The sequence below is a fragment of the Limnohabitans sp. T6-20 genome, assembly GCF_003063505.1.
In the GTDB taxonomy this organism is placed as follows: domain Bacteria; phylum Pseudomonadota; class Gammaproteobacteria; order Burkholderiales; family Burkholderiaceae_C; genus Limnohabitans_A.
On record NZ_NERW01000003.1, the window covers coordinates 609,288 to 635,543 of the forward strand.

The following is a 26,256-nucleotide window of genomic DNA, read 5'->3' on the forward strand; positions in this document are numbered from 1 at the left end:
GTCAATAGGGGCTTACCGTTTGGCACCCGTCACGATGATTTCCACACGGCGGTTGGGTGCATGACACAGCTTGTTTTCTGGTGTGGGGCTGTTGCCGCATTTGAGCTTGACCAAATGCGTTGAGCCCTCTCCTTCGACCTTGAAGCCTTTGGTGGGTCGCAGCCCTCTTTCTTGCAGCTGTTGCGCCACTACCTTGGCCCGCTCCATCGACAACTTGGCATTCGATTTGGGTTTGCCAATGGCATCGGTGTGCCCAACGACCCGGATGCGCTCGACCTCTGTGAAGTCACGCTTGAGTCTTTGGGCCATGATTTCAATGGCGTTGTAGCTGTTGGCACGCAACTCGTCCTTGCCGAACTCAAACAAGGCATCGGATTCGAGTGCATAAAGCCGTGGCACGGGCGGCTTGGGCGCTGCAGGCTTGGGTGGTGTGGGCAGCACAGACACCGGCGCTTGCGCCAGCACGGGGGCAGGTTCCTGGCAATCCTGCACCACAGGCGCACGGGACACCGTGTGGATTTGCTGCGCTGTTCCCGTCAGTTCCCGCTGGGCCTGGGCCGGCGGCACCTCCGCCAGGCGTCCGGGTTCCTGGACTTTGAGAAACAGGGTTTTACCGGCCTGAAACGTCCAAGACTGTCCCGTGCCTTGCCTGCCGGTGTGCATTTTGTTGGCGTCTGCAAGCACCGCGTGAAAAGCCACGGGGCCAGCCAAAGCACAAAACTCGGAGTAGCCGCCTTTCAACAAGGAGGCGTGATAACGACCATTCAGGTAAATGTTGACTGGCTCGTCGGGCGCGATGGGCCCTTGTCTGTAAACGAGTACCCGAGCTTGCTTGACGGGTGCGGCCTGCGCCACTGAAAACCGGGCCCCAAAAGGTTCAACGGTCTGGGAGATGGGCTCTGGGGTTGGGAGTTCTGTCCGTGTGGTGTCTTGAGCTGCGGCTTGAAAAACACAACAAATTAGCAAGGCTAATGTTTTTATTGATTTATTTGATTTTTTATACCAGGCGCGATCAGATTCAAAGTGGCTCACAGACTCTCCGACAAGCTGAAAACCTCAAATGTATCTTAAATGCCTCAAAAAAATACCAGTGATATCCCTTTACAAGTAACAAAAATACAAGAACACCTCATTTTCAGTACTTCAATATTGCAATCACTACAAACTCTGCAGCCTGCGAAATGGCCTGAATTCAATGAGGCGGTAAGCGCTGCGCGTTGTCCACCACTTCGCGCGCTTCGACGTCCACCACCTGGGCGTCTGTGGCTTGCGTCTGCCCCCAAGGGTCTGCACCTGTTGATCTGCGAAAACCGCCTTGGCTGAAGTTTTGGCGCATGGCGCGAAACTGCTGCCAAACCAGCACCACTTGGGGTTTGCGGCCAGTGAGCAGCCAGCGCAAAGTAGCCCACACGATGTAAATGCCTAATGCTCCCACCAACAAGGCCAGCACGATCAGGCCCGCCAGAGCTAGGAAAATTTTGGACAGCAATTGGTTCATGGATGGGTGAATGGACGAGGTTTTGGGAGATGGATGAGCGCAATCTCGGCCATCGCATCAGGGGCGTGCAGGCCAAGTGGCCATCTTGTCAGGGCAGGCGGTCAAGCGCCTGCATGTAGTCGGCAGAGCGCACCAGCTCGTCCCAAGGGCGGGCGGGTGATCGGGGCAAAAGGTTCAAACGCCGCTCTTCGCTGATCTCGCTGGGCGTCCAGTGGCCCTTGAGCTGAGCTTCAGCCAGCTGGTCGAGCACTTCGTCGAGTTCTACGCCACCGTTCACGGCCGAGCGGTTGCACAGCAGCGCCAAGTCACAACCTGCTCGCAGTGCGGTGATCACGGCTTCGGTGTAGCTGAGGGTGCGCCCGTCCATCTGGCGGGCAGCGGCCATCGACAGGTCGTCGGTGCAGACCACGCCCTGAAAGCCCAGCTGGGCGCGCAGGATCTCTTGCAGCCAGCGTGGCGAGAAGCCTGCCGGGCGGCTGTCGACCTTGCTGTAGATGACATGTGCAGGCATCACGGCCGTGAGCACGCTGGTGAGCCAACGGTAGGGCTGCGCGTCGTCGGCCAGGATGGCCTTGAGGCTGCGCTTGTCCACCGGCAAGGCCACATGCGAGTCGGCTTTGACAGCGCCGTGCCCGGGAAAGTGTTTGCCACAGTTGCCCATGCCCGCTTGCAGCAAGCCCTGCATCAGGCTGCGGGCGAGCAGGCTCACCACACGTGGGTCGCGGGCGAAGGCGCGGTCGCCAATGACACCGCTTTCGCCATGATCGAGGTCAAGCACAGGGGTGAAGCTGAAATCGACGCCGCAAGCGCGCAATTCGCTGGCCAGCACAAAGCCTGCCGAGGTGGCCGCCTCGCAGGCCTTGAGCACGCCTGAGCCAGGCAAGCCTTTGTCGTCTTTTGACCAGAGTTCACCCAATGCACGCATGGGGGGCAGATGGGTGAAACCGTCGGTGCGAAAGCGCTGCACGCGCCCGCCTTCATGGTCCACCGCGATCAAGAGGTCAGGACGGATGTTTTTGATGTCGGCGCACAAGTCGGTGAGCTGCGCCCGACTTTGCCAGTTGCGGCCAAACAAGATCATGCCGCCCACCAACGGATGCGCCAGACGGCGGCGGTCCACGTCGGTCAGTTGATGGCCTTCGATGTCGATGATCAGGGGGGCGTGGATGCTCATGGGTGTTCCAAGTTCAAGAGTCAGTTCGGGGTGAACCACCCCATATCAAGGGGCAACGCTGACAGAAACCGGCAAAGTGGCCGTGGCAGCGGTCTCGACCACGCAAAAACTCGCGGCGTATTCGGACTCGTCGGTCACGGTGATGTGGGCTTGCAGGCCCTTGGCTTCAAACCATTCTTTCAGCACCCCGTGCAACACGATGACCGGCTGGCCGCTGGGCAGTTTGCCGATTTCGCACAGCCGCCAGGTCATGGGCATGCGCATGCCAAGGCCGATGGCTTTGCTGAAAGCTTCTTTGGCCGAAAAGCGGGTAGCCAAATAGCGCACACCGCGCTCGGGCCAACGCGCGCTTCGGGCCTTCCAGGTGGCCATCTCGGCATCAGACAGTACCTTGGCGGCAAAGCGCTCGCCGTGCCGCTCCAGGCTGGCCTTGACGCGGCGGATGTCGCAGATGTCGGTGCCGATGCCGTAGATCATTTTTGCAGGCAAGCCAAATAGGCGTGTACCGTGGCGGCGTAACCCATCTCCAGCGCGTCGGCCATGAAGGCGTGGCCAATCGAGACTTCTTGCAGGCCTGGCACGGCCGCCACAAAGGCAGGCAGGTTGTCGCGGTTCAGATCGTGCCCGGCGTTCAGGCCCAGGCCTGCAGCCAGCGCGGCTTGCGCAGCATCGGCATAGCGCTGCAACTGCGCCGCATTCTCTGGCGTGCCCCACGTCGCCGCATAGGGCTCGGTGTAAAGCTCCACCCGGTCAGCACCCACAGCGCGGGCGGCGGCCATTTGCTCAGGCATAGGGTCCATGAACAGGCTCACGCGCACGCCCAGGGCCTTGCACTCGTCGATCAAGGGCTTCAAGCGCTCAGCATCTTGCGGAAAGGTCCAGCCGTGGTCGCTGGTGAACTGGCCTTCGCTGTCGGGCACAAAGGTCACCTGGTGCGGGCGCACTGTGCGCACATGGTCCATCAGGTTGTGAAACGGGTTGCCTTCGATGTTGAACTCGCGGTCTGGCCAGGCCTGCATGAGGGCGGTCAGCTCGGGCACGTCGCTCGCACGGATGTGGCGCTCGTCGGGACGGGGGTGGATGGTGATGCCTTGCGCGCCCGCTTGCAGGCACAGCTGGGCCGCGCGCGTGACGCTGGGGATGCCCAGGTGGCGGGAGTTGCGCATCAGCGCGACTTTGTTGACGTTGACCGACAAGGCCACACGTTGCTTGGAATGGGTCATAGGGTTTGCAGGTCCAGCATCATTTGGCGGGTGCGCAAGGCGCCGACACCGCAATGGTAGTTGAGCATGAGGCGCAAGGGGCGCTGCAGCGGCCCCAGCAGGTCGGCGCATTCGCGCAGCAAAGCGGCCAACGGGCTGGGGTTGTCGAGCGCGGCTTGCAGTGCCAGCCATTGCGCGCCACGCAAGGCGTGTCGGCTGTCTTCGGGCACCCATTGCAGCCCGGCCTCGGGCACCAGGGTGTAAAAGCCTTCAGGCTCCAGCAGCTTGAGCGTCAAGGTTTGCAGGTTGAGTGCAGGCAGCAAGCCCATGTTTTTGAGCAGCAGCAGCTCAAACGCCCGCAAGGCCCATTGCAGGGCATCGGGGTCGCCACTGGCCAGCAAGCGCACGGCAGCGGCGTAGACCTCGAACAAATGCGGATGGGGGTCGTCTCGGGCCGTCAGGCGCATCAGCAATTCATTGAGGTAATAGCCCGACAGCAGGGCTTCTCCCGTGGGCATGACGTGACCGCCCACCCATTCGGCCGATTTGAGTGTGCGGATGTCGCCATCGCCCCCAAAAGCCAGCGACAAAGGCTGCAAAGGCAGCAGCACAGGACGAAAGCTCGATGTCGGCCGCTTGGCCCCCTTGGCCACCAAAGCCACCCGGCCGTGGTGACGGGTGAAGACCTCGAGGATCAGACTGGTTTCGCTCCAGTCGTAGCGGTGCAGCACATAGGCTGGCTCGTCTGCGATCCGCTTGGTGGCCATTGAAAGTGGGGTTACTCGTAACCGAAGCTGCGCACGCGCGCTTCGTCATCGGCCCAGCCCGAACGCACTTTGACCCACAGCTCGATGAACACCTTGGCGTCCAGCAGCTTTTCCAGCTCGACCCGCGTCTCGGTGCCAATGCGTTTGAGTTTTTCGCCCTTGTCACCGATCACCATGGCCTTGTGGCCTTCGCGCTCGACCACGATGGTGGCCGCAATGCGCAGCATGCGCTTGGACGTGCGGCCCGCTTCTTCTTCGAACTTGTCGATCACCACCGTGGAGGTGTAAGGCAATTCGTCGCCCGTCAGACGGAAGAGTTTTTCGCGCACCATTTCGCTGGCGAGGAACTTCTCGCTGCGGTCGGTGAGTTCGTCTTCGGCATGCCACCAGGGCTGCTCAGGCAGGTATTTTTCGCAAATGCCCAGCAAGCGCTCGATGTCTTTGGGCTGCTTGGCCGACATGGGTACAAACTCGGTGAAGGCGTGGCGCTCTTGCATGCTTTGCAGCCAAGGCGCGATGTCGCCACGGCGGTGCACATTGTCCAGCTTGTTGGCTACCAGCAAAACCGGGATGCCGGGCTTGAGCAGGGCCAGCACTTTGGCGTCCGCTGGCGTGAAGCTGCCCGCCTCGACCACAAACAGCACCAGATCCACATCGCTCACAGCGCCGACCACGGTCTTGTTGAGCGATTTATTGAGCGCGGTGCCGTGGATGGTCTGGAAACCGGGCGTGTCCACAAACACATATTGGGCCGCGCCCTGGGTGCGGATGCCGGTGATGCGGTGGCGCGTGGTTTGGGCTTTGCGCGAGGTGATGCTGATTTTTTGGCCCACCAGGGCGTTGAGCAGCGTGGATTTGCCCACGTTGGGTTTGCCCACAATGGCCACCAAGCCGCACCGCTGGCCCTCCACCGGCACAGGCGCGGGGGCGGCAGCAACTGGGGGCAAGGCGGCGTCTTCGGACGCATCGCGTGGCTGAATGGTCACACCCGCGATTTGAACGGGGCGGCGCATGGTTTGCTCTTGAGCCGTACGCTCCGAGTCAGTGGCTTTCTTGTCGGTGCTCATGCGGCGCTTTCAGATTTCAAGGTGAGGAGCATGGCGGCTGCCGCTGCTTGTTCGGCTGCGCGACGCGATGCGCCCGAGCCTTGTTGGGTTTGGCGCAATTCGGTCACTTCGCACGAGACCTCGAATTGCTGGCGGTGCGCCGCGCCGGAGGTGCCGACCACGGTGTATTTGGGCAGCGCGAGCTTGCGCCCTTGCAGCCACTCTTGCAGCTCGGTCTTGGGGTCTTTGCCCACCGCCTGCATGTCGGGTTTGATGTCGACCTGGGCAAACAGGCGCTCGACCAGCGCTTGCGCATCCTTGTAGCCACCGTCCAGGTACACAGCGCCAATGATCGCCTCAAGGGCATCGGCCAGGATGGACGGACGCCCTTGCCCGCCCGAGCGCATTTCGCCCTCGCCCAGCCGCATCACGGCCGACAAGTCCAGGGTTTTGGCCAATTGGTGCAGGGTGTCCTGCTTGACAAGGTTGGCCCGCACACGCGACAAATCGCCTTCGGGCAAGCTGGCCAGCTGGGTGTACAGCATGTGCGCGACCGAGAGGTTGAGCACCGAATCGCCCAAGAACTCCAGACGCTCGTTGTGGTCGGCGCTGAAGCTGCGGTGCGTGACGGCCTGCTGCAACAAGCCTGGCTGGCGAAAAGCGTAGCCCAGGCGAATTTGCAATTCAGACAATGCGGGAGAAACAGCGGATGTGATGGCCACGCTCACCTCAGTCAAAAGCGCCAATGCGCTTGAGGTTGCCAAAGTTCATCCACACGAAAAAGGCTTTGCCAACGATGTTGGCGTCCGGCACAAAACCCCAATAGCGCGAATCCAGCGAGTTGTCGCGGTTGTCGCCCATCATGAAATAGTGGCCTGTTGGCACTTTGCAGGTCACGCCCTCCACGGTGTAGTTGCAGTTTTCGCGTCCGGGAAACTGGTCGGCACCGGGTATGAAGGCGGGACGGTCATCGTCCAGAATGGTCTGGTGCGGCTTGGCACCCAGCGTTTCGCTGCGGTGCTTGAAGTAACGCATGGTCGACTCGTCAAAAAAGTCGGGCAAGGCCTGGGTGGGCAGCTCTTTGCCATTGATGGTGAGCTTCTTGTTTAGATAAGCCACCTCGTCGCCGGGCACACCCACCACACGCTTGATGTAGTCCACCGTGGGCTTGGGCGGGTAACGGAACACCATCACGTCGCCGCGCTGCACAGGCGTGCCATCGGTCAACTTGATGTTGGCCACAGGCAGGCGAACGCCGTAGTGGAACTTGTTCACCAGGATCAAATCACCAATGTGCAAGGTCGGGATCATCGAGCCGGACGGAATCTTGAAGGGCTCAAACAAGAACGAACGCAAGATGAAGACCACCACGATGACAGGGAACAGGCCTGCGGTCCAATCGAGCCACCAAGGTTGCATCAACAGTTTTTCTTGCGCTTCCTTGATGTCGGTGTCCACCTTGTCGATGCCCATCTTGGCCAGGTCTGCGCGGCGCTGCGCAGTTTCGGCTTCCAGTTGGGCAGCGGCCTTTTGGCGCTGTGGCAAAAACACAAAGCGCTCGGCCAGCCAATAAATGCCCGTGACCACGGTGGCCAGCAGTAAGAGCAACGCAAAGTTGCCCTCAATGAAGCCCGTATACCAAGCACCGGCATAGCCCACAAAGGCGGCCAACACCAAAGACGTTAAAAACTGCATCAATCTTCCACCTGCAAAATGGCCAGAAACGCCTCTTGAGGCACTTCGACCGAACCAATCTGTTTCATGCGCTTTTTACCCGCTTTTTGCTTTTCGAGCAGTTTGCGTTTGCGCGAAATATCGCCACCGTAGCACTTGGCCAGCACGTTTTTGCGCAAGGCCTTGATGCTTTCACGGGCAATGATGTTGGCACCAATGGCGGCCTGAATCGCCACGTCAAACATCTGGCGGCTGATGATTTCGCGCATCTTGGCGACCACAGCACGGCCACGGTACTGAGACTGCGAACGGTGCACGATGATGGACAAGGCATCGACCTTCTCGCCGTTGAGCAAGATATCGACCTTCACCACATCAGAAGCCCGGAATTCCTTGAACTCATAGTCCATGGACGCATAACCCCGGCTGACCGATTTGAGCTTGTCAAAGAAGTCCAGCACGATCTCGCCCAGCGGCATTTCATAGGTCAGCATGACCTGACGCCCGTGGTAGGCCATGTTGATCTGAACACCCCGTTTCAGATTGGCCAGCGTCATCACCGGGCCCACATAGTCTTGCGGCATGTACAAATGCACCGTGACGATGGGTTCCCGGATTTCCTGCAACTTGCCCTGATCGGGCATTTTGGAAGGGTTTTCGACCATGACCACTTCGCCGTCCGGCTTGACCACCTGATACACCACGCTGGGCGCGGTGGTGATCAGGTCCTGGTCGAATTCACGCTCCAGACGCTCCTGCACGATTTCCATGTGCAACAGGCCCAAAAAGCCGCAGCGGAAACCAAAACCCAGCGCTTGCGACACTTCGGGTTCGTAGTGCAGCGAGGCGTCGTTGAGTTTGAGTTTTTCCAGCGCGTCGCGCAGTGCGTCGTACTGGTTGGCTTCGGTCGGGTACAAACCGGCAAACACCTGGGGCTGGATTTCCTTGAAACCAGGCAGCGCTTCGGTGGCGGGGCCCAGGTTGTTGGGCAGTTTCTTTTCCAGCGTGACGGTATCGCCCACCTTGGCCGCTTGCAATTCCTTGATGCCCGCAATGATGTAGCCCACCTCACCGGCCTTGAGCAACTGGCGCGGCTCGTTGGCCGGGGTGAACACACCCAGACTGCCGGCTTCGTAGACGGCGTTGCTGGCCATCATCTTGATTCGTTCGCCTTTGTGCAACACACCATCCACCACACGCACCAACATGACCACGCCGACATAGCTGTCAAACCAGCTGTCAATGATCATGGCGCGCAAAGGTGCATCGGGGTTGCCCTTGGGTGGCGGAATACGTGCCACCACGGCTTCGAGGATTTCTTCGATGCCCATGCCGGTTTTGGCCGAACAGGGAATGGCGTCGGTCGCGTCGATGCCGATCACGTCTTCGACTTCGCTGCGCGCATTGTCCGGGTCGGCGTTGGGCAGGTCCATTTTGTTGAGCACCGGCACCACTTCCACACCCAGGTCGAGCGCGGTGTAGCAGTTGGCCACGGTCTGGGCCTCGACGCCCTGGCTTGCATCCACCACCAACAAGGCACCTTCGCAAGCGGACAAGGAACGCGAGACTTCGTAAGAGAAGTCGACGTGGCCAGGAGTGTCGATCAGGTTGAGGTTGTAAACCTGTCCGTCTTTGGCTTTGTAGTGCAGCGCAGCGGTTTGCGCCTTGATGGTGATGCCCCGCTCTTTCTCGATGTCCATCGAGTCCAGCACCTGGGCTTCCATGTCACGCGCTTCGAGACCGCCACACCGTTGAATCAAGCGATCGGCCAGCGTGGATTTGCCATGGTCAATGTGGGCAATGATCGAAAAATTTCTGATGTGATTCATCAAGCAACGTCTGCAAGTGTTTGTGGATCAAGGATCCGTAAAAGAAAAAAGGGCGCGTCTGGTGGTGACGCGCCCTGAACCAACAATCTATGGCAACTGCGATAGTTGGGACTTCATTGTAGGCAAATTGGCCCACGCGCACAGCCCCAAAAACACGTTTGGCAGGTCGTTGCTGCTTTGCAACATGAACTTTATACACATGTTATCCACAATCAATTGCATATCTGATTGAACAACTTGTGGGTCATCTGTGGATCACCGGTGGACTCCTGTGTGGAATCTCGCATCGTGAATTCACCCCTGCGCTTTATGCCATCTATTAATGGTCAAGACCACCAATTTTATCTAAATTCGTTATGAGAGACCAATAAAGTTAGTTGGCGCAAACTTTAAAAATCTTTTTAAAGAAGCCCAAATTTTTTCCAGATCTCCATCTGAAAGCCCTGAATTGAACCGAATGCCCTCCTGAGGGCTGTGGACTCTTGACAAGTCCACGGCTTCATTTGCCAGGTCGGATCAAGACATATTGCGCTCCATCGCCACGGCGAATGAGCACATTGATGGGCCGATTTTTGTCCACACGGGACATGATCAGCTCAAACTCCTTGAGAGAGGTCACCTCAACATTGGCGATCGCCAAGATCAAATCCCCTTCGCGAATGCCAGCGCGTGCGGCCATGTCGGTGGCCGCATCAACACGCACCCCACCGCGCACACGAAACTCTTTCTTTTGCGCCTCGGTCAAATCACTGACTGCCAAGCCCCAAGGCTGACCAGTGGTCGCTGGTGCTTTTTTCTCAGGCGATGCCGCAGCCACTTTTTCGGGCTCAATTTCAGCCACCGTGATGTTCAAGTCTTTATGGCCACCACGGCGGAAAATACTGATACCCACTTTGCTGCCAGGCTTGGTGTTGCCAACCGCCCGAGGCAAGTCTGCAGGCTTGTCGATCAACTTGCCATCGAAGCGCGTGATGATGTCGCCAGCTTCCAGGCCCGCTTTGTCTGCGGGGGAGCCTTCTTCGACACCGCGCACCAGAACACCTTGCGCCTTGCCCAAACCAATCGACTCAGCCACCTCTTTGGTCACCGGTGCAATCTGAACCCCGATGCGGCCACGGCTGACGCGGCCATTGGCACGCAGTTGCTCACTGACGCGGATCGCCTCGTCCATGGGAATGGCAAACGAGATGCCCATGAAGCCCCCCGAACGGGAATAAATCTGGCTGTTGATGCCCACCACCTCACCACGCATGTTGATCAACGGCCCACCTGAATTGCCGGGGTTGATCGCCACATCGGTCTGAATGAAGGACAAGTAGTCGCCGGTGTCGCGCTGCTTCGCGCTCACGATGCCCGCCGTGACCGTGTTTTCCAGGCCAAAGGGCGAGCCGATCGCCATGACCCATTCACCGACACGCAAACGGCTCACATCACCCACCTTCACGGCGGGCAAACCGGTTGCCTGAATCTTCACCACCGCCACATCGGTGCGCTTGTCAGCACCCACAATGCGGGCTTTGAACTCGCGTTTGTCGGTCAAGGTCACCAACACCTCGTCTGCGCCATCCACCACGTGCGCATTGGTCATGATAAAACCATCGGTGCTCAAGATAAAGCCCGACCCCACCCCTTTGGGTTGGGCCTCTTCCTGGGGTCTGTTTTGACGCGGCACTTGACGCGGCGCATTGGGAATGGGCACCCCAAAAAAGCGCCGAAACAACTCCTGCATCTCTTCATCCGAGCCCCCCGGACCGGCTTCACTTGGACGCGCCTTTTCAAGGGTACGGATGTTCACCACCGAAGGTCCTACCTGCTCTACCAGTTCGGTGAAATCCGGCAAGCCCCGCACAACAGCGCCCTGCCCTTGCGCCATGACGACGCCAGCAACACCGAGGCCCAATGCCCCGACCAAACCAGCCGTCAGCAGCGCAGCGGCTGCACTTTTATTCCACATGTCTTTGAACACACCGGCCTCCTTGGGCTTTTAAAACCATCTGATCAGTCGCTCACAAGTGGTGGCAACACTCTCGACTTCAAGCCTTCAAAACGCATCACTGGCGTGATCGGCAGGCTTTCGTTCGACGTTTGATCGCGAATATACCGCGCACCGCAAACCGTGCCACATCTGGGGCATATCGCGCCCCTCCAACCAGACAAAGCGCTGGCTCAAACGCCACGGCGCCTCAACTGGGCGAAGGCCGAGCCCCAGCGCCGATCCAACATCCAGCAGCACCCGCAGCTGCGTCTCCATTTCCCGGCCTTTGGCATCGCGCCACAGCCAGACTTCACCCGTCCAAACCAAGCTGCCTCCAGCCAAAATGTCGTTTGAACTGGCGTACATGGCGGCAAGAACACAGATGGCCCATGAAGCCCAAGCCAACTGGATCACAGAAGCGTTCGCGTTCGCTTGCCAAAAACCCAAACCCAGCGCGCCGCACAAAGCCAACACCAACATGACTCTGCGGCCCCAAACAAAACGCCCCACCGGGAAAACCACAGGTGGGGCGTTGTGCATGGTTGTGGCCTTGCTGAATGGCAGATCAGATGCGTTTAAACACCAGCGAACCGTTCGTGCCACCAAAGCCGAAGTTGTTTTTCAGGGCTACATCGATTTCCATGTCGCGTGCCGTGTTGGCACAGTAGTCCAGATCACATTCGGGATCAGGGTTGAGCAGGTTGATCGTTGGCGGCACTTTTTGATGGTGCAGCGCCAACACAGTGAACACGCTCTCAATGCCGCCTGCACCACCCAAGAGGTGACCGGTCATGGACTTGGTGGAGCTGACAACGGTTTTGTACGCGTTATCGCCCAAAGCCGCCTTGATGGCGTTGGTTTCGTTGATGTCACCCAGCGGTGTGGAGGTGCCGTGTGCGTTCAGGTAGTCAATCTGATCGGCGTTGACACCGGCATTGCGCATGGCATTGAGCATGGCGCGGCGGGGGCCGTCCATGCTGGGCGCGGTCATGTGACCGGCGTCCGCGCTCATGCCATAGCCACCCAGCTCGGCGTAAATCTTGGCACCACGGGCTTTGGCGTGTTCGTACTCTTCGAGCACCATCACGCCAGCGCCTTCACCCAGCACAAAACCGTCACGGTCTTTGTCCCAAGGGCGCGAGGCGGCTGTGGGGTCGTCATTGCGGGTCGACAGAGCGCGCATGGCTGCAAAGCCACCCACACCCAGCGGCGACACGCAGGCTTCAGAGCCCCCGGCCACCATCACATCGGCATCGCCGTATTCGATCAAACGACCGGCTTCGCCAATGCTGTGCAAACCTGTGGTGCAAGCGGTCACAACGGCCAAATTGGGGCCTTTGAAACCACTGCGCATCGACACATGCCCCGAGATCATGTTGATGATCGAGGCTGGAACGAAAAATGGGGAAATGCGACGCGCACCGCGCGCCGTGTATTCGGTGTGGGTGTCTTCGATCAGCGGCAAGCCGCCAATGCCCGAACCAATCACCACACCCATGCGGCAGGCTTCTTCTTCATCCAGAGCATCGCCTGTGGGCAATCCGGCATCCTGGATGGCCTGGGCTGCGGCAGCAATGCCGTAATGAATGAAACGGTCCATCGTCCGCGCCTCTTTGGCGGAGATGTAGGACTCGAGATCAAAGTTCTTGACTTCACCCGCAAACCGGCAGGCTATGGCTGAAGCATCAAAACGTGTGATCGGAGCAATGCCGGACTGTCCGGCAAGCAGGCTGGACCATGCATCGGCCACCGTGTTGCCCACGGGGCTGATACATCCCAAACCCGTGACAACAACGCGGCGCCGGGTCATCGTCGATCAGGCCTTCTTGCTTTGGGCGTAGTCGATCGCGGCCTGCACAGTCGTGATCTTTTCTGCGTCTTCGTCAGGAATTTCGATGCCGAACTCGTCTTCGAGTGCCATCACCAATTCCACCGTGTCCAGGGAGTCGGCACCCAGATCGGCCACGAAGGCTTTTTCGTTGGTGACTTGTGACTCTTCAACGCCGAGTTGTTCAGCAATGATTTTTTTGACACGTGCTTCGATATCGCTCATGGGGTCCCTCTGAGGGTTGTGAAAAATGAAGATTTTACCTGTCCGGAAGGCGTTTCCGCCAATCGGCATATGAATCAGGCCATGAACATGCCACCATTGACATGCAATTCTTGCCCGGTGACGTAGCCCGCGTGCGTTCCGGCCAGGTAGGCCACGGCATGCGCGATGTCTTCGGGTTTGCCCAGATGGCCCAGAGGAATCTGGCCCAACAAGGCTTTTTGTTGTTCTTCGGGCAGGCTGGCGGTCATGTCGGTTTCGATGAAACCGGGGGCCACGCAGTTGACCGTGATGTTGCGGCTGCCCAACTCGCGGGCCAGCGCACGGGTCATACCCGCCACGCCCGCCTTGGCAGCGGCGTAATTGGCCTGGCCAGGGTTACCCGACGCGCCCACCACGCTGGTGATGCTGATGATGCGGCCATAGCGCTGCTTCATCATGGGGCGGATCACGGCGCGACTCATGCGGAACACGGCTTTCAGGTTGGTGTCCAACACCGCATCCCAGTCGTCGTCCTTCATGCGCATGGCCAGGGTGTCGCGGGTGATGCCCGCGTTGTTGACCAGCACCTGCAAGCCGCCGTGCTCTTTGACGATGGCGTCGATCAGGGCTTCGCCAGCGGCGGCGTCGTTCACGTTCAGATTGGCTCCCCGGCTGCCGGGGAAGGCCGACAGGGCTTGGCTGATCTTGGCCGCACCGTCATCGCTGGTGGCGGTGCCAATGACCACAAAACCTTGTTGGGCCAGGTGCAGGGCAATCGCGGCACCAATGCCACGCGATGCGCCAGTGACCAGTGCGATTTGTTTTTGTGCTTCGCTCATGCCAGGATTCCTTTCACTTCAGCCAGGGTGGCGGGGTCATACAGCGCCACGCCGGTCAATTCAGCGTCAATGCGCTTGGTCATACCTGCCAGCACCTTGCCGGGGCCGCATTCCACCAAGGTGGACACGCCACGGGCCTTGATGGCCTGCACACACTCAACCCAGCGCACCGGGCCAAAAGCCTGACGGTACAGCGCATCACGGATGCGGTCGGCATCGGTTTCGATGGCCACATCGATGTTGTTGAGCACCGGAATTTGCGGTGCACCCAGCGTCAGGGTGGCCAGCTTTTCGCGCAACTTTTCGGCAGCGGGTTTCATCAGGCTCGAGTGGAACGGTGCCGACACGGGCAAGAGCAGCGCACGCTTGGCACCCATGCCCTTGAGCACTTCGCAGGCTTTGTCGACCGCGGCCTTGCTGCCTGCGATCACGGTTTGCGCGGCGTCGTTGAAGTTCACGGCCTCGACCACTTCTGGGCTGCCTGCGGGGAATGTGGCCTGGGCTTCTTGGCACCCGGCAATGACTTTGTCGGAGGCCAGACCCAGAATCGCGGCCATCGCGCCCACGCCCACGGGCACGGCTTCTTGCATGGCGGCGGCGCGCAGGCGCACGAGCGGCGCGGCTTGCGACAGCGTCAACACGCCAGAAGCAACCAAGGCGCTGTATTCGCCCAACGAGTGACCAGCCACCACGGACGGCTTGGCACCGCCCTCAGCCAGCCAGGCGCGGTAAGCGGCCACGGCCGACACCAGCATCACGGGCTGGGTGTTGGTGGTCATGGCCAGCGCTTCTTTGGGGCCTTCGTGGATCAGTTTGGCCACGTCTTCGCCCAGGGCGTCAGAGGCTTCTTGGAGGGTTTCGAGCACCACGGGGTGGTCGCCCCAGGCGTCCAGCATGCCCACCGACTGGGAGCCCTGGCCGGGAAAAACAAAAGCAAATGTGGTCATGTGCAAATTTTTTGTATCTGGAAAGAATCCGGGAAAGTGAAATGGAGCATGCCGCGCATCACTGACCCGGGTCTGTCAAATCAAGCGCGTCAATACCGCAGGAGGACTGAGCCCCAGGTGAAGCCACCGCCCACGCCTTCGAGCATGAGGGTCTGGCCGCGCTGGATGCGCCCGTCGCGCACGGCGGTGTCCAGCGCCAGCGGGATCGAGGCTGCCGAGGTGTTGCCGTGCTGATCGACCGTGACCACCACCTTGTCGGTGCCCATCTTGAGCTTTTTGGCGGTGCTTTGCATGATGCGGATGTTGGCCTGATGCGGGATCAGCCAGTCGATGTCTGCATCGGTCAGATTGGCCTTGGCCAGGCTGGCGCGGGCGGTTTCTTCGAGCACACCCACGGCCAGTTTGAACACGGCCTGGCCGTCCATCTTGAGCACAGGGTCACCCAAAATGCCGCCCCGGTTCACGTGACCTGGCACGCACAAAATGTCTTTGTATTTGCCATCGGCATGCAAATCGGTGGCCAGAATGCCGGGCTGCTCAGAGGCTTCGAGCACGACAGCGCCTGCGCCGTCACCAAACAGCACGCAGGTGGTGCGGTCTTTGAAGTCCAAAATGCGGCTGAAAATTTCTGAACCAATCACCAATGCACGCTTGGCCGAGCCCGACTGAATCATCGCATCGGCAATCGTCAGCGCGTAAATGAAGCCACTGCACACGGCTTGCACATCAAATGCAGGGCAACCCGCCGTGCCCAGCTTGTGCTGCACCATGGTCGCCACAGACGGGAACACCATGTCGGGGGTGGAAGTGCCCACAATGATCAGGTCGATGTCGCTCGCGGCCAAACCGGCAGCATCCAATGCTTTGCGCGCGGCTTCGGTGGCCAGATCGCTGCAACCCTGGTCGTCCGCAGCAAAGTGGCGGGCACGGATGCCGGTGCGTTCCACGATCCAGTCGTCGGAAGTTTCAACGCCCTGCTGCGCCAGTTCGGCGGCCAGATCGGCGTTGGTCAGGCGGTTTTCAGGCAGATAGCTGCCTGTGCCAATGATGCGTGAATAAATTCTCATACGGGGGTGACCGCTTCTGAGCGCTCAGCCTGCGCGCCCATCAACAAGGGGGCGGCATGCGCGATGCGTTCACGAACACGGTCCAGCAATTGGTTTCGGCCTGCATCATAAGCCCGGTTCAGGGCCGTCTCGAAAGCAATCTCGTCGGCTGAGCCGTGGCTCTTGAACACCAGACCGCGCAACCCCAAAAGGGCGGCGCCGTTGTAACGGCGGTGGTCTACACGGTTTTTAAATGCAGATAGCACCGGATAGGCGAATAGTGCTGCGATTTTCGTGAAGATATTGCGAGAAAACTCAGTTTTAAGGAAGCCACCGATCATGGTCGCCAAGCCTTCGCTGGCCTTCAAAGCCACATTGCCGACAAAGCCATCGCAGACCACGATGTCCACCGTGCCCTTGAAAATGTCATTGCCTTCCACATTGCCGTAAAAATTCAAATCGCCCGAACTGGCCGCAGATCGCAGAAGTTCGCCCGATTTTTTGATGATTTCATTGCCTTTGATAGCCTCTTCGCCGATGTTCAGCAAACCCACGGTGGGGTTTTGTTTGTTCTGGAGTACCGAAACCAGAGCCGAACCCATGACGGCAAATTGCAGCAAATGCTCGGGGGTGCAATCGACATTGGCCCCGAGATCGAGCATGGTGGTGCCACCACCTTTGAAGTTGGGCATCTGGCCTGCAATGGCAGGTCGGTCAATGCCGTCCATGGTTTTGAGCACGTAGCGGGCAATCGCCATCAAGGCACCCGTGTTACCCGCCGAAACGGCAGCTGCGGCCTTGCCATCGCGCACCTGCTCAATGGCCACGCGCATGGACGAGTCTTTTTTCTTGCGCAGCGCCACTTCCAGCGCGTCGTCCATCTCCACCACTTCAGTGGTAGCCACCACTTCGGCGCGGGGATCGGCGAAACCGGCTAGCGCCTCCGCACGTCCCACCAGCAAGAGTCGGGCATCGGGGTGCGTTGACAAGAAACGGCGACAAGCGGCCAGCGTGACGCGGGGACCGTGGTCGCCGCCCATGCAATCGACAGCCAGGGTGATCGGGGTGGGCGAAGTCATGGAATCCTTGGGCTCAAAACCGGGCAATACAAAGCGAACGCCACAAAAACAAAAGCCCGATGCTACTTAAAAAGTAGCGCCGGGCCTCTTGAGGCTTGAGGGCTGACGCCGATCAGGCTTCTGACTTGTTCTTCAACACTTGGCGGCCACGGTAGAAACCGTTGGGGCTGATGTGGTGACGCAGGTGTGTTTCGCCAGTGGTTGGCTCGACAGCGATGCCCGGCACATTCAGGGCATTGTGCGAACGGTGCATACCGCGCTTGGAAGGCGACTTTTTGTTTTGCTGAACAGCCATGATGGCTCCTTGGAAGCTGGAGGCCGCGCAAATGAAGACGCAGCGTCTGGTTAATGAGAATGTCTCCCGGCAAACCGGGCGAAGCCATCGATTATAGCCTAAGCGAACGCCCATTGGAAGGGCTTGGTGACCGACTTATTTGGACGGGCCTTTTTTGAGCCCTGCCAAAACACCAAACGGGTTGGGCCGCTCGGCAGCCACTTCAAACTCGGGGTCGGCCACCGACATGGGCACCGTTTCGGGACACACCTCATGCAAAGGGACCAAGGGCAAGGACAAAATCAATTCGTCTTCGACCAACGCCAAGGCATCAAAGTCACGGCTGATCACCAAAATATCTTCTTCAGCCTCGTCGTCGAGGGCAGCTGCCGTGGCCTCATCGGCCACAAAACGGAACGAACGCTCGGCCTCCACCGTTTCCAACACGGCGGTGAGGCAACGCTGGCACTGCATGGGCAAAGCCACCGAAGCCTTCAAATCCAGCCAAATTTGGTCAGCACCGCCCGACTGAGGCACCAAACGGCCTTGCAAAGCCCAAACCACCGGGCCAGCAGGCATGGCACTGCCCCATTGTTCTTCTGCCAAGCGCACCCAATCGGCCAAAAGGCTCTCGCCCTTCAGGCTGATGGCATCACGGGCGAAAGACACCACATCCAGGTGTTGGGGGTCGAGTTTTTTTTCCATGGCTGCAGTGTAAGAGAATCACCCATCCGAATTTCACCTTGGGTTTGCGTTTTGACACCGACTTCTGCCCCCGCCTCACCCCTCAACCCGTCTGCCAGACAGGTCGTGCTGGGCTCCACCTCGCGCTACCGCCGCGAGTTGCTCACGCGCCTGCGCATCCCCTTCAGTGTGACCGCGCCCGACGTGGACGAAACCCCTGCACCCGGCGAATCTCCGCGCGAGCTGGCGCTGCGCCTGGCTTTGGCCAAAGCTCAGGCCGTGGCAGCCTTGCATCCCGAGGCAGTGGTCATCGGCTCAGACCAAGTGGCCGATCTGGCGGGTCAGCCCTTGGGCAAACCCGGCGAACACGATCGCGCTGTGCAACAACTGCGCCAAATGCGCGGTCAAACCGTGATTTTTCAGACCGCCCTGGCCGTGGTTTGCCTGGCCACAGGGTTTGAACAAGTCGATCTGGCCGAAGTGCGGGTGGTGTTTCGCGACCTGAGCGACGAAGAGATCGAGTCTTACCTGCAAGCCGAAAAACCCTACGACTGCGCCGGCAGCGCCAAAAGCGAAGGCTTGGGCATTGCCCTGCTGGAATCCATCGACAACGACGACCCCACCGCCTTGGTCGGCTTGCCACTCATCCGCACAGCCCGCCTGTTGCGCCAAGCCGGAGTCAAACTGCTGTGAATGCCCCTCAAATCAAAGGCCGCCTGCTGCTGGTGCCCACCCCGCTGGACTTTGGCTGCAACGAACAAGCCCCCATCACGCAAGTGCTGCCAGAAGCCACTTTGGCCTCGGCAGCGAACGTCCGGCATTGGGTTTGCGAGAACGCCAAAACCACCCGGGCATTCCTCAAACGCGTAGGGGAAACCCATCCGCTGATCGCACCCTTGTCCGAGCAAAGCATCACCGAACTGCCACGCCATGTGCATAAAAAAGGCGATCACCAATCGGGCTTTGACGGCAAACCTTTGCTGGCAGCGGCTTTGCAGGGCCACGACGTGGGTCTGATCAGTGAAGCCGGCATGCCTGCCGTGGCCGACCCCGGCAGCTCAGTGGTGCGTGCGGCGCATGATCTGGGCTTGACCGTAGTGCCCTTGGTCGGCCCGGTGTCCTTGTTGCTGGCCTTGGCCGCCAGTGGGCTCAACGGCCAGAACTTCGCGTTTGTCGGCTACCTGCCGCAAGACGCGGCCGAACGCGCTGCACGCCTGAAACAACTGGAATCACTGGCGCTGAAAACCGGCCAAACCCAGCTGTGGATCGAAACACCTTACCGCAATGCGGCCATGCTCAGCGGCCTGCTGCAAAGCCTGCAGGCCAACACGCGCCTGGCGATTGCCAGCGGGCTGACGCTGCCTTCTGCCAGCATCCAAAGCCACACCGTGACGCAATGGAAGAAAGGCCTGAAAGGCCCGGACGGTCACACACCGGCGGTCTACGCGATCGGCCCCTGAAAAACCAAGGGGCCCGAAGGGCCCCCTTGAATCGGCACAGGAATGACTCAGCGCAGGCTTGAACCCATGCGCAAGGCGTGTACAGCCCCCTCACCCACCGCCGCACCAAAGCGCTTGGCCAAACGCTCGGCCACATTTTCTTTCTGGGTGTAATCCACCACATCAGGTGACTTGACCACGTCACGGGCCACGCCGTCCAGACTGCCCAACGCATCGGCCAGACCCATGTCCACCGCCTGCTGGCCACTCCAGAACAAACCACTGAACATCTCGGGGGTTTCTTTCAGACGGTCACCCCGTCCTTTTTTCACCACCTCGATGAACTGGCCGTGAATTTGGTCCAACATGGCCTGGGCATGTTTGCGCTGCGCCTCGGTCTGCGGGCTGAACGGGTCCAGAAAACCCTTGTTGGCACCCGCCGTCATCAGCCGACGCTCAATGCCCAGCTTGTCCATCAAGCCTGTGAAGCCAAAACCGTCCATCAGCACACCAATGCTGCCCACGATGCTGGCCTTGTCCACGTAAATCTTGTCAGCGGCTGCCGCAATGTAATAAGCCGCCGAAGCACACGATTCTTCCACCACCACATAGATGGGCTTGTTGTGCAAAGCCTTGAGGCGTCGAATCTCATCGTTGATGAGTCCCGCCTGCACCGGACTGCCACCGGGGGAGTTGATCAGCAGCACCAAAGCCTGCGATCCCGAATCTTCCAGCGCGTTGCGCATGGCCGCCATGACGTTCTCGGCGCTGCCTTCGCCTTCGGAACCGATTTCACCCCGGATCGACACCATGGCGGTGTGCGGCAAACTGGGGTTGGTGGTGGGCGTGTTGAAGCTGAAAGCCTGCCAGAACAGCACCGACAGAAACACCAGCCAGGCCACACGCAAACCGTTTTTCCAGCGGCGGGCCGTTTGCTGTTCACGCAGGGCGGCAAAAGCCAGTTGCTCCAATGCCTGACGCTCCCAACCCGGTTGAGTGGGCGCTACAGATGGGGTGGAGGCCGGGGCGGACGTGTTGTCCTGTGGGTCTTGCATGGTCAAAATTCAAGGGGTTTTAAGTTGTAGGCAGTATGCCAGTGAACCACACCGTCCCGCTCTGAAAGGTCTATTTTCACAAGGCCTCCGCGGCAAGGGCCGCCTGAGCAAGCGCCGGTATCGGGCTGGTAAGTGGCACCGTGCGTGGCGCACATCAACCAGCGCCCGGTGTCGTCAAAAAAGCGGTCGGGTTGGTAGTCCATCTCCATCGCCACATGCGTGCAACGGTTCAGGTAGGCATGCACCTGGCCTTGGTACCGGATGGCAAATGCGCGGCAGGTCTGTCCGGCATAAACGATGTCGAAAGGCACAGCGCGCCCACCGTTGACCAAGTCGGCACTGTTGCACAAAGGGACCATGGGCTCCATGAGGGGCTCCTTTTCAGGCATTTTGCAACAACCAGTCATGCAAATCGCGCACGCTGTGCGCCACGTGGCGCGGATTCAAGACATGAAATGCCTCGGGCTCATGTGCGCCATAACTCACCCCCACACTGGCACAACCCGCGTTCACGGCCATTTGCAAATCGTGCGTGGTGTCGCCAATCATCAGGGTGCGCTCAGGCTCCACACCAAATTCACGCATCAGTTCATGCAACATCAGCGGATGGGGCTTGCCTGCCGTCTCGTCTGCCGTGCGTGAGCCGTCAAACCGATGGCGCAGCTCCACCGCTTGCAAGGCCTCGTTCAGACCTTGGCGGCTTTTGCCTGTGGCCACCGTCACCCAATGGTGCCGGGCTTTCAGGTCATCCAGCAAATCGAGCACCCCCTCAAACAGGCTGATGTCGTTTTGGTGCTGGATGTAATGGTGGCGGTAACGCTCCCCCAAAGCCGGGTACTTGTCTTTGGGCACATCCGGCGCAGCGTGGGCCAGCGCGGGCATCAGGGCCATGCCGATCACATAAGAAGCGGCCTCGCGGGTGGGCTCCTGCCCGCCCACATCCACCACCGCACGCTGAATGCAGCGGGTGATGATGGCGGTGGAGTCGAACAGCGTACCGTCCCAATCGAAGGCGATCAGGTCAAACTGGCGGGGTCTTGCGTTGGGCATGGTCAACATACGCTTTCAATTCGGGGGGTAAATCGGCTTGCAGGGCCACGCGCTCGTCGGTCACCGGATGGTTGAACTGCAAGCGCCAGGCATGCAAAAACATGCGTTTAAGGCCCGGGCTGGCACCCGGTTTTTGCAATTGGCGGTTCCAGTCGAAATCGCCATATTTGTCGTCTCCGGCGATCGGATGGCCTTGCGATGCCAGGTGCACCCGGATCTGGTGCGTGCGCCCGGTCTTGATGGTCACCTCCAGCAAAGTGGCGCCAGGCAATCGCTGCGCCACCTTGACCAAGGTGATCGAACGCATGCCGTCCGGGTCTTCAGGGGTGGTGACCTTGACCCGGCGTTCACCGTCGGGCAAAAGAAATTTGTGCAGCGGCTGGTCAATCACCTTGAGTTTGGCGGGCCAATCGCCTTTGACCAAGGCCAGATAGGTCTTGCCAGTTTCGCGTTCGCGGAACTGGTCTTGCAGGTTTTTCAGGGCGCTGCGCTTTTTGGCCACCAGCAAAATGCCGCTGGTGTCTCGGTCCAGCCGGTGCACCAACTCCAGCAACTTGGCCTGAGGCCGCGCCTGCCGCAATTGCTCAATCACCCCAAAGCTCACTCCCGAGCCACCGTGCACCGCCACACCCGCCGGTTTGTTGATCGCCATCAGGCTGTCATCTTCCAGCAAGAGAGGAAATTCTCGCCCCGGTGCAGGATGTGCGGCCTTTTCGGCCACTTTGTCTGACACGCGCACGGGCGGCAAGCGCACTTCGTCGCCGCTCTCCACCCGCGTTTCGGCCGAGGCACGGCCCTTGTTGATGCGCACTTCGCCGCTGCGGATGATGCGGTAAACGTGGGTTTTGGGCACCCCTTTGAGGTGACGCATCAAAAAGTTGTCCAAACGCTGACCGGCAGACTCTTCGTCCACCAACAACCATTTGACGGCGGGCGTCGCAGTGGCGGACTTGGCCCCTATAATGTGATTCACTGGCAATTGGCTGTAAGTGGTTGATTCAAATGGAAATGAATTCCTGAAGACGGGAGTTTAGTCCACCACCACCGCGCCAAACCAGATGGTCGATGCCACCCTCGGCACGATTTGCAGACTGAAGGCCAACGCCAACAGTGGCCAATCGCCCCGGAGGTTGGGCCGACGCCCAGAAACCCAGATACGGAATACCCCAAGTTCAATAGCCCTTCAGGCTGTTGAGCGGATCAAAGCGAGATGGTTGTGTTGTTCGGAACTTTGCTGATGTGTTTGGAGTGGCTCACGAAGCCTCGCTCCACAGTCACGCCTTGTGCCCGGCAGTTTGTCTTGGACACCGGGGGAAGCCCCCGGCAGTGGACAAATCTTTGCACGCCTTTTGCCTCGCCCCATCCACGCGCCACGATCCCCATTCCTGTGCTCACGCGCAGCTGAATGGCGATCACCCTCGGCAATTCCCTTCGTTTCAGGCGTCAGCTCCGGCAACGGAGGCTTTGAGATTCCCAGGAATCCAGAGCCAGTTGTGTAAACAGGTTCCAGACAGCAGGCATTTTTCTGCACTGGGGCCAACGCTGACAAGAGAAGGAACGCATCATGAAACGGATGCTGATCAACGCCACGCAAGCTGAAGAGCGACGCCTGGCCATCGTCGATGGACAAAAACTCCTCGACTACGAAATCGAAATCGAAGGCCGCGAACAGCGCAAGGGCAACATCTACCAAGCGGTGGTGACCCGTGTCGAGCCCTCGCTCGAAGCCTGCTTTGTGGACTACGGCGAAGACCGCCACGGCTTTTTGCCTTTCAAGGAAATCTCGCGCCAATACTTTGCTGAAGGCGTGTCCGTCAGCCAGGCGCGCATCCAAGACGTCATCAAGGAGGGTCAGTCCCTTTTGGTGCAGGTCGAAAAAGAAGAGCGTGGCAACAAGGGCGCGGCCCTGACCACCTTTGTCAGCCTGGCTGGCCGTTATGTGGTGCTCATGCCCAACAACCCCCGTGGCGGTGGCGTCAGCCGCCGCATCGAGGGCGATGACCGGGCCGAGCTCAAAGAAGCCATGGACCAGCTGGAATATCCCAAAGGCATGTCCATCATCGCCCGCACCGCAGGCATCGGCCGCTCGGCGCCCGAACTGCAGTGGGATCTGAACTACCTGCTCAAACTGTGGACTGCCATCGATGGCGCATCCCAAGGCGGCAAAGGCGCTTTCCTGATTTACCAGGAGTCGTCGCTGGTCATCCGTGCGATCCGTGACTATTTCAACAATGACATCGGCGACATCCTGATCGACACCGATGACATTTATGACCAAGCTCAGCAATTCATGAGCCACGTCATGCCCGAGTTTGCGAACCGCGTGAAGCGCTACCGCGACGACGCACCCCTGTTCAGCCGCTTCCAGATCGAGCACCAGATCGAATCGGCCTACGCCCGCACCGTGCAACTGCCTTCGGGCGGTGCCATCGTGATTGACCACACCGAAGCGCTGGTGTCGGTGGACGTGAACTCCGCCCGCGCCATCAAGGGCGGCGACATCGAAGAAACCGCCACCCGCACCAACCTGGAAGCCGCTGACGAAGTGGCCCGCCAGATGCGCCTGCGCGACTTGGGTGGCCTGATCGTGATCGACTTCATCGACATGGAAGAGTCGAAGAACCGCCGCGAAGTGGAAAACCGCCTGCGCGACGCCCTGCGCCAAGACCGTGCCCGCGTGCAGTTCGGCTCGATCAGCAAGTTCGGCTTGCTGGAGATGAGCCGCCAGCGCTTGAAGCCTGCTTTGTCTGAAGGTGCCTCGATTCCTTGCCCACGTTGCGGCGGTGCAGGCCACATCCGCGACACCGAGAGCTCGGCGCTGCAGATTTTGCGCATCATCCAGGAAGAGTCCATGAAGGACAACAGCGCTGCTGTGCACGCCCAAGTGCCCGTCGAAGTCGCGTCTTTCCTGCTCAACGAAAAGCGCTCCGAGATCGCCAAGATCGAATTGCAGCAGCGCATCAACGTGCTGCTGGTGCCCAACAAGTCGCTGGAAACACCGCACTACAAGCTGGAGCGTCTGAAGCACGACGATCCACGCCTGGACCGCATCGAAGCCAGCTACAAGATGGCCGAAGAGATCGAAGACGCGACCACCGTGACGCGTCGTTCGCAAGAACCCACCAACAAGCAAACGCCCGTCATCAAAGGCGTGTTGCCCGACGCGCCGGCACCGGTTGCACCGGTCAAACCAGAAGCCCCTGCAGCTGCCGCCAAACCGGCACGCAAGCCTGTAGCCGCACCTGTGGTTGCACCGGCTGCTGCCACAGGCGGTTTCTTTGGCTGGCTGAAAAACCTGTTCGGCGGCAGCGCCCCCGAAGCAGCGCCAGCCGCCGTTGGCAAGAAAGATGACAAAACACGCGAAGGCCGCAATGGCGAACGCCGCACCGAGGGTCGCGAAGGCGGCCGCGATGGTGAACGTCGAGAAGGTGGTCGTGATGGTCGCCGTGGTGGTCGCGATGGCCGCCGCGGTGAACGCAGCGAAGGTGCACAAGGCGAAATCCGCGCACCACGCGAAGGTGGTCGCCGTGGCGAGGGCCGAGGTGAGGGCCGTGCCGAAGGTCGCAATGAATTGCGTGAAGGCGAAGCCCGCCCCGCACGTGGCGAACGCGCTGAGCGTGGTGAGCGCACGGAGCGCCCTGCCGGTGACCGTCCTCCCCGTGAAGGCCGTCGCGATGGTCGTGGCGAGAACCGCAATGAAAGCAGAAACGAAGGCCGCAGCGATGCAACGCCCGAGCTGAACGCCGACGGCACCGAAGTGCGCAACGAACGCGCGCCCCGTGGCGAAGGCCGCCGAGAGCGTGGCGAACGCGGTGGCGAAGGCCGTCGTGAACGCGGTGGCGAACGCCGCCAGGGTGACAACGCCTCCAACGAAAGCAACGCCCCTGAAACAGAGGTGATCGTCGCTGAAGGACAAGAAGCCCAAGTCGCCCAAGAAGGTGGCGCACCCTCCGAAAACAACGGTGAACGCCGTGAACGCCGCTCGCGTGACCGCTACGGCCGTGACCGCCGTGAACGCGCAGGCGAACCACGCCAGGAAAACGCCACTGAGGAAGCCCAAGGTGATGTGAACGCTGCACCCGCTTTTGCCGCCGCCGAAGCCAATGGTGAAGACCGCCCTGCACCACGCTCTTACTTTGAGCGTGCCCAGCAAGCATCAGCAGCCCCAGCTGGCGAAGCCCCTGCGGCCGAGGCAACTGAAGCTGTGTCGGCCCCTGCCCCTGCACCGGCCCCTGCTGCTGTGGCAGAAGCACCCGTGGTCGCAAGCCCAGTGGCCCCAGTGGCTGTGGCACCGGCAGCACCCGCCCCCGTGGCCGCCCCAACAGCACCTGCAGCTGCACGCGCAGGCTTGCCTTCCGTGGCCAGCTACACCTTGCAAATCGACAACCTGCACCAAGTGGCACAAGGCTCTGGCCTGGTCTGGGTGAATTCGGATGCCGACAAAGTGGCTGCCGTCCAGGCCGCCATCGCAGCCGAACCCAAGCCGGTCCGCGTACCGCGCGAGCGTCCACCTGTTGTGGTGCTGAACGAAGGCCCATTGGTTCTGGTGGAAACACGCAAAGACCTGAAGCAGCTCAACGTGCCGTTCTAATCCGTCAGGTCAAGCGCTCATGGCGCTTCAAAAAAAACCGGGCCAAGTGCCCGGT

The 26,256-nt window shown here is 60.0% G+C and carries 27 protein-coding genes; 3 read left to right on the plus strand and 24 right to left on the minus strand.

Translation table 11 applies throughout. The features are described from left to right. Positions 1–12: 12 nt before the first annotated feature. From B9Z33_RS13590 to B9Z33_RS13685, 20 genes are all read right to left on the minus strand, one after another. Positions 13–855 carry an OmpA family protein gene (locus B9Z33_RS13590; protein ID WP_108287551.1) on the minus strand — a complete coding sequence of 281 codons (843 nt, stop codon included), beginning with the start codon at positions 853–855 and terminating at the stop codon, positions 13–15. Positions 856–1,192: 337 nt separating this feature from the next. Beyond that, positions 1,193–1,498, minus strand: coding sequence for a hypothetical protein (locus tag B9Z33_RS13595; RefSeq protein ID WP_108287552.1), 306 nt, complete (start codon positions 1,496–1,498; stop codon positions 1,193–1,195). 88 nt (positions 1,499–1,586) lie between these two features. Next, a complete protein-coding gene (gene nagZ, locus B9Z33_RS13600; protein ID WP_108287553.1) occupies positions 1,587–2,672 on the minus strand; it encodes a beta-N-acetylhexosaminidase in 1,086 nt (361 codons plus the stop codon). 45 nt (positions 2,673–2,717) lie between these two features. After that, entirely contained in the window at positions 2,718–3,149 is a 432-nt protein-coding gene (gene acpS, locus B9Z33_RS13605) for a holo-ACP synthase (protein WP_108287554.1), read from the minus strand. Then, positions 3,146–3,895, minus strand: coding sequence for a pyridoxine 5'-phosphate synthase (locus tag B9Z33_RS13610; RefSeq protein WP_108287555.1), 750 nt, complete (start codon positions 3,893–3,895; stop codon positions 3,146–3,148). Before B9Z33_RS13610 ends, acpS begins: the two co-directional genes overlap by 4 nt. Next, positions 3,892–4,641, minus strand: a complete 750-nt coding sequence (gene recO, locus B9Z33_RS13615) for a DNA repair protein RecO (RefSeq protein ID WP_108287556.1) — start codon at positions 4,639–4,641, stop codon at positions 3,892–3,894. Before recO ends, B9Z33_RS13610 begins: the two co-directional genes overlap by 4 nt. An 11-nt stretch (positions 4,642–4,652) precedes the next feature. Further along, positions 4,653–5,708 carry a GTPase Era gene (era, locus tag B9Z33_RS13620; protein WP_199220355.1) on the minus strand — a complete coding sequence of 352 codons (1,056 nt, stop codon included), beginning with the start codon at positions 5,706–5,708 and terminating at the stop codon, positions 4,653–4,655. Then, the gene (gene rnc, locus B9Z33_RS13625) at positions 5,705–6,409 is read right to left on the minus strand and encodes a ribonuclease III (protein ID WP_369916749.1); all 705 of its coding nucleotides are present in this window, start codon (positions 6,407–6,409) and stop codon (positions 5,705–5,707) included. Before rnc ends, era begins: the two co-directional genes overlap by 4 nt. A gap of 7 nt (positions 6,410–6,416) precedes the next feature. Continuing rightward, positions 6,417–7,382 carry a signal peptidase I gene (lepB, locus tag B9Z33_RS13630; RefSeq protein WP_108287557.1) on the minus strand — a complete coding sequence of 322 codons (966 nt, stop codon included), beginning with the start codon at positions 7,380–7,382 and terminating at the stop codon, positions 6,417–6,419. Continuing rightward, on the minus strand, positions 7,382–9,190 hold the full coding sequence (gene lepA, locus B9Z33_RS13635; protein WP_108287558.1) for a translation elongation factor 4: 1,809 nt from the start codon (positions 9,188–9,190) through the stop codon (positions 7,382–7,384). The genes lepB and lepA overlap by 1 nt, the downstream gene beginning before the upstream one ends. 499 nt (positions 9,191–9,689) lie before the next feature. After that, positions 9,690–11,144 (minus strand): DegQ family serine endoprotease, encoded by a 1,455-nt coding sequence (locus B9Z33_RS13640; RefSeq protein WP_108287892.1) that lies wholly within the window; start codon positions 11,142–11,144, stop codon positions 9,690–9,692. 87 nt (positions 11,145–11,231) lie between these two features. After that, positions 11,232–11,705 carry a hypothetical protein gene (locus B9Z33_RS13645; protein WP_108287559.1) on the minus strand — a complete coding sequence of 158 codons (474 nt, stop codon included), beginning with the start codon at positions 11,703–11,705 and terminating at the stop codon, positions 11,232–11,234. A gap of 25 nt (positions 11,706–11,730) precedes the next feature. Next, entirely contained in the window at positions 11,731–12,975 is a 1,245-nt protein-coding gene (gene fabF, locus B9Z33_RS13650) for a beta-ketoacyl-ACP synthase II (protein ID WP_108287560.1), read from the minus strand. Between the two features lie 6 nt (positions 12,976–12,981). After that, positions 12,982–13,218 carry an acyl carrier protein gene (gene acpP / locus B9Z33_RS13655; RefSeq protein ID WP_019427049.1) on the minus strand — a complete coding sequence of 79 codons (237 nt, stop codon included), beginning with the start codon at positions 13,216–13,218 and terminating at the stop codon, positions 12,982–12,984. A gap of 74 nt (positions 13,219–13,292) precedes the next feature. Continuing rightward, positions 13,293–14,036 (minus strand): 3-oxoacyl-ACP reductase FabG, encoded by a 744-nt coding sequence (gene fabG / locus B9Z33_RS13660; protein WP_108287561.1) that lies wholly within the window; start codon positions 14,034–14,036, stop codon positions 13,293–13,295. Further along, positions 14,033–14,983, minus strand: a complete 951-nt coding sequence (gene fabD / locus B9Z33_RS13665) for an ACP S-malonyltransferase (protein WP_108287562.1) — start codon at positions 14,981–14,983, stop codon at positions 14,033–14,035. Before fabD ends, fabG begins: the two co-directional genes overlap by 4 nt. A gap of 89 nt (positions 14,984–15,072) precedes the next feature. Next, positions 15,073–16,050: a beta-ketoacyl-ACP synthase III gene (locus B9Z33_RS13670; protein ID WP_108287563.1), complete on the minus strand. Its 978-nt coding sequence runs from the start codon at positions 16,048–16,050 to the stop codon at positions 15,073–15,075. Then, positions 16,047–17,108, minus strand: coding sequence for a phosphate acyltransferase PlsX (plsX, locus tag B9Z33_RS13675; RefSeq protein WP_108287564.1), 1,062 nt, complete (start codon positions 17,106–17,108; stop codon positions 16,047–16,049). Before plsX ends, B9Z33_RS13670 begins: the two co-directional genes overlap by 4 nt. A 112-nt stretch (positions 17,109–17,220) precedes the next feature. Beyond that, complete coding sequence (rpmF, locus tag B9Z33_RS13680) at positions 17,221–17,403, minus strand: 50S ribosomal protein L32 (protein ID WP_005794249.1); 183 nt, start codon at positions 17,401–17,403, stop codon at positions 17,221–17,223. Positions 17,404–17,538: 135 nt separating this feature from the next. Then, the gene (locus B9Z33_RS13685; RefSeq protein WP_108287565.1) at positions 17,539–18,087 is read right to left on the minus strand and encodes a DUF177 domain-containing protein; all 549 of its coding nucleotides are present in this window, start codon (positions 18,085–18,087) and stop codon (positions 17,539–17,541) included. A gap of 105 nt (positions 18,088–18,192) precedes the next feature. Here B9Z33_RS13685 and B9Z33_RS13690 point away from each other — a divergent pair, with 105 nt between their 5' ends. Continuing rightward, positions 18,193–18,759, plus strand: a complete 567-nt coding sequence (locus tag B9Z33_RS13690; protein WP_108287893.1) for a Maf family nucleotide pyrophosphatase — start codon at positions 18,193–18,195, stop codon at positions 18,757–18,759. Continuing rightward, the gene (locus B9Z33_RS13695) at positions 18,756–19,526 is read left to right on the plus strand and encodes an SAM-dependent methyltransferase (protein ID WP_108287566.1); all 771 of its coding nucleotides are present in this window, start codon (positions 18,756–18,758) and stop codon (positions 19,524–19,526) included. The genes B9Z33_RS13690 and B9Z33_RS13695 overlap by 4 nt, the downstream gene beginning before the upstream one ends. 47 nt (positions 19,527–19,573) lie before the next feature. Here the strand turns inward: B9Z33_RS13695 and B9Z33_RS13700 are convergent, their stop codons facing one another. Genes B9Z33_RS13700 through B9Z33_RS13715 form a run of 4 tightly spaced genes read right to left on the minus strand, consistent with a single transcriptional unit; the run spans position 19,574 to position 22,583 of the window. Beyond that, positions 19,574–20,560, minus strand: a complete 987-nt coding sequence (locus B9Z33_RS13700) for a S49 family peptidase (protein ID WP_108287567.1) — start codon at positions 20,558–20,560, stop codon at positions 19,574–19,576. A gap of 2 nt (positions 20,561–20,562) precedes the next feature. Further along, positions 20,563–20,928, minus strand: a complete 366-nt coding sequence (locus tag B9Z33_RS13705) for a Rieske 2Fe-2S domain-containing protein (RefSeq protein WP_108287894.1) — start codon at positions 20,926–20,928, stop codon at positions 20,563–20,565. A 13-nt stretch (positions 20,929–20,941) separates the two neighbouring features. Further along, a complete protein-coding gene (locus B9Z33_RS13710) occupies positions 20,942–21,610 on the minus strand; it encodes an HAD family hydrolase (RefSeq protein ID WP_108287895.1) in 669 nt (222 codons plus the stop codon). Then, positions 21,582–22,583, minus strand: coding sequence for an RluA family pseudouridine synthase (locus B9Z33_RS13715; protein WP_108287568.1), 1,002 nt, complete (start codon positions 22,581–22,583; stop codon positions 21,582–21,584). The genes B9Z33_RS13710 and B9Z33_RS13715 overlap by 29 nt, the downstream gene beginning before the upstream one ends. 591 nt (positions 22,584–23,174) lie before the next feature. Between B9Z33_RS13715 and B9Z33_RS13720 the strand changes: the two genes are divergently transcribed. Then, positions 23,175–26,201 (plus strand): Rne/Rng family ribonuclease, encoded by a 3,027-nt coding sequence (locus tag B9Z33_RS13720; RefSeq protein ID WP_108287569.1) that lies wholly within the window; start codon positions 23,175–23,177, stop codon positions 26,199–26,201. Positions 26,202–26,256 lie beyond the last annotated feature (55 nt).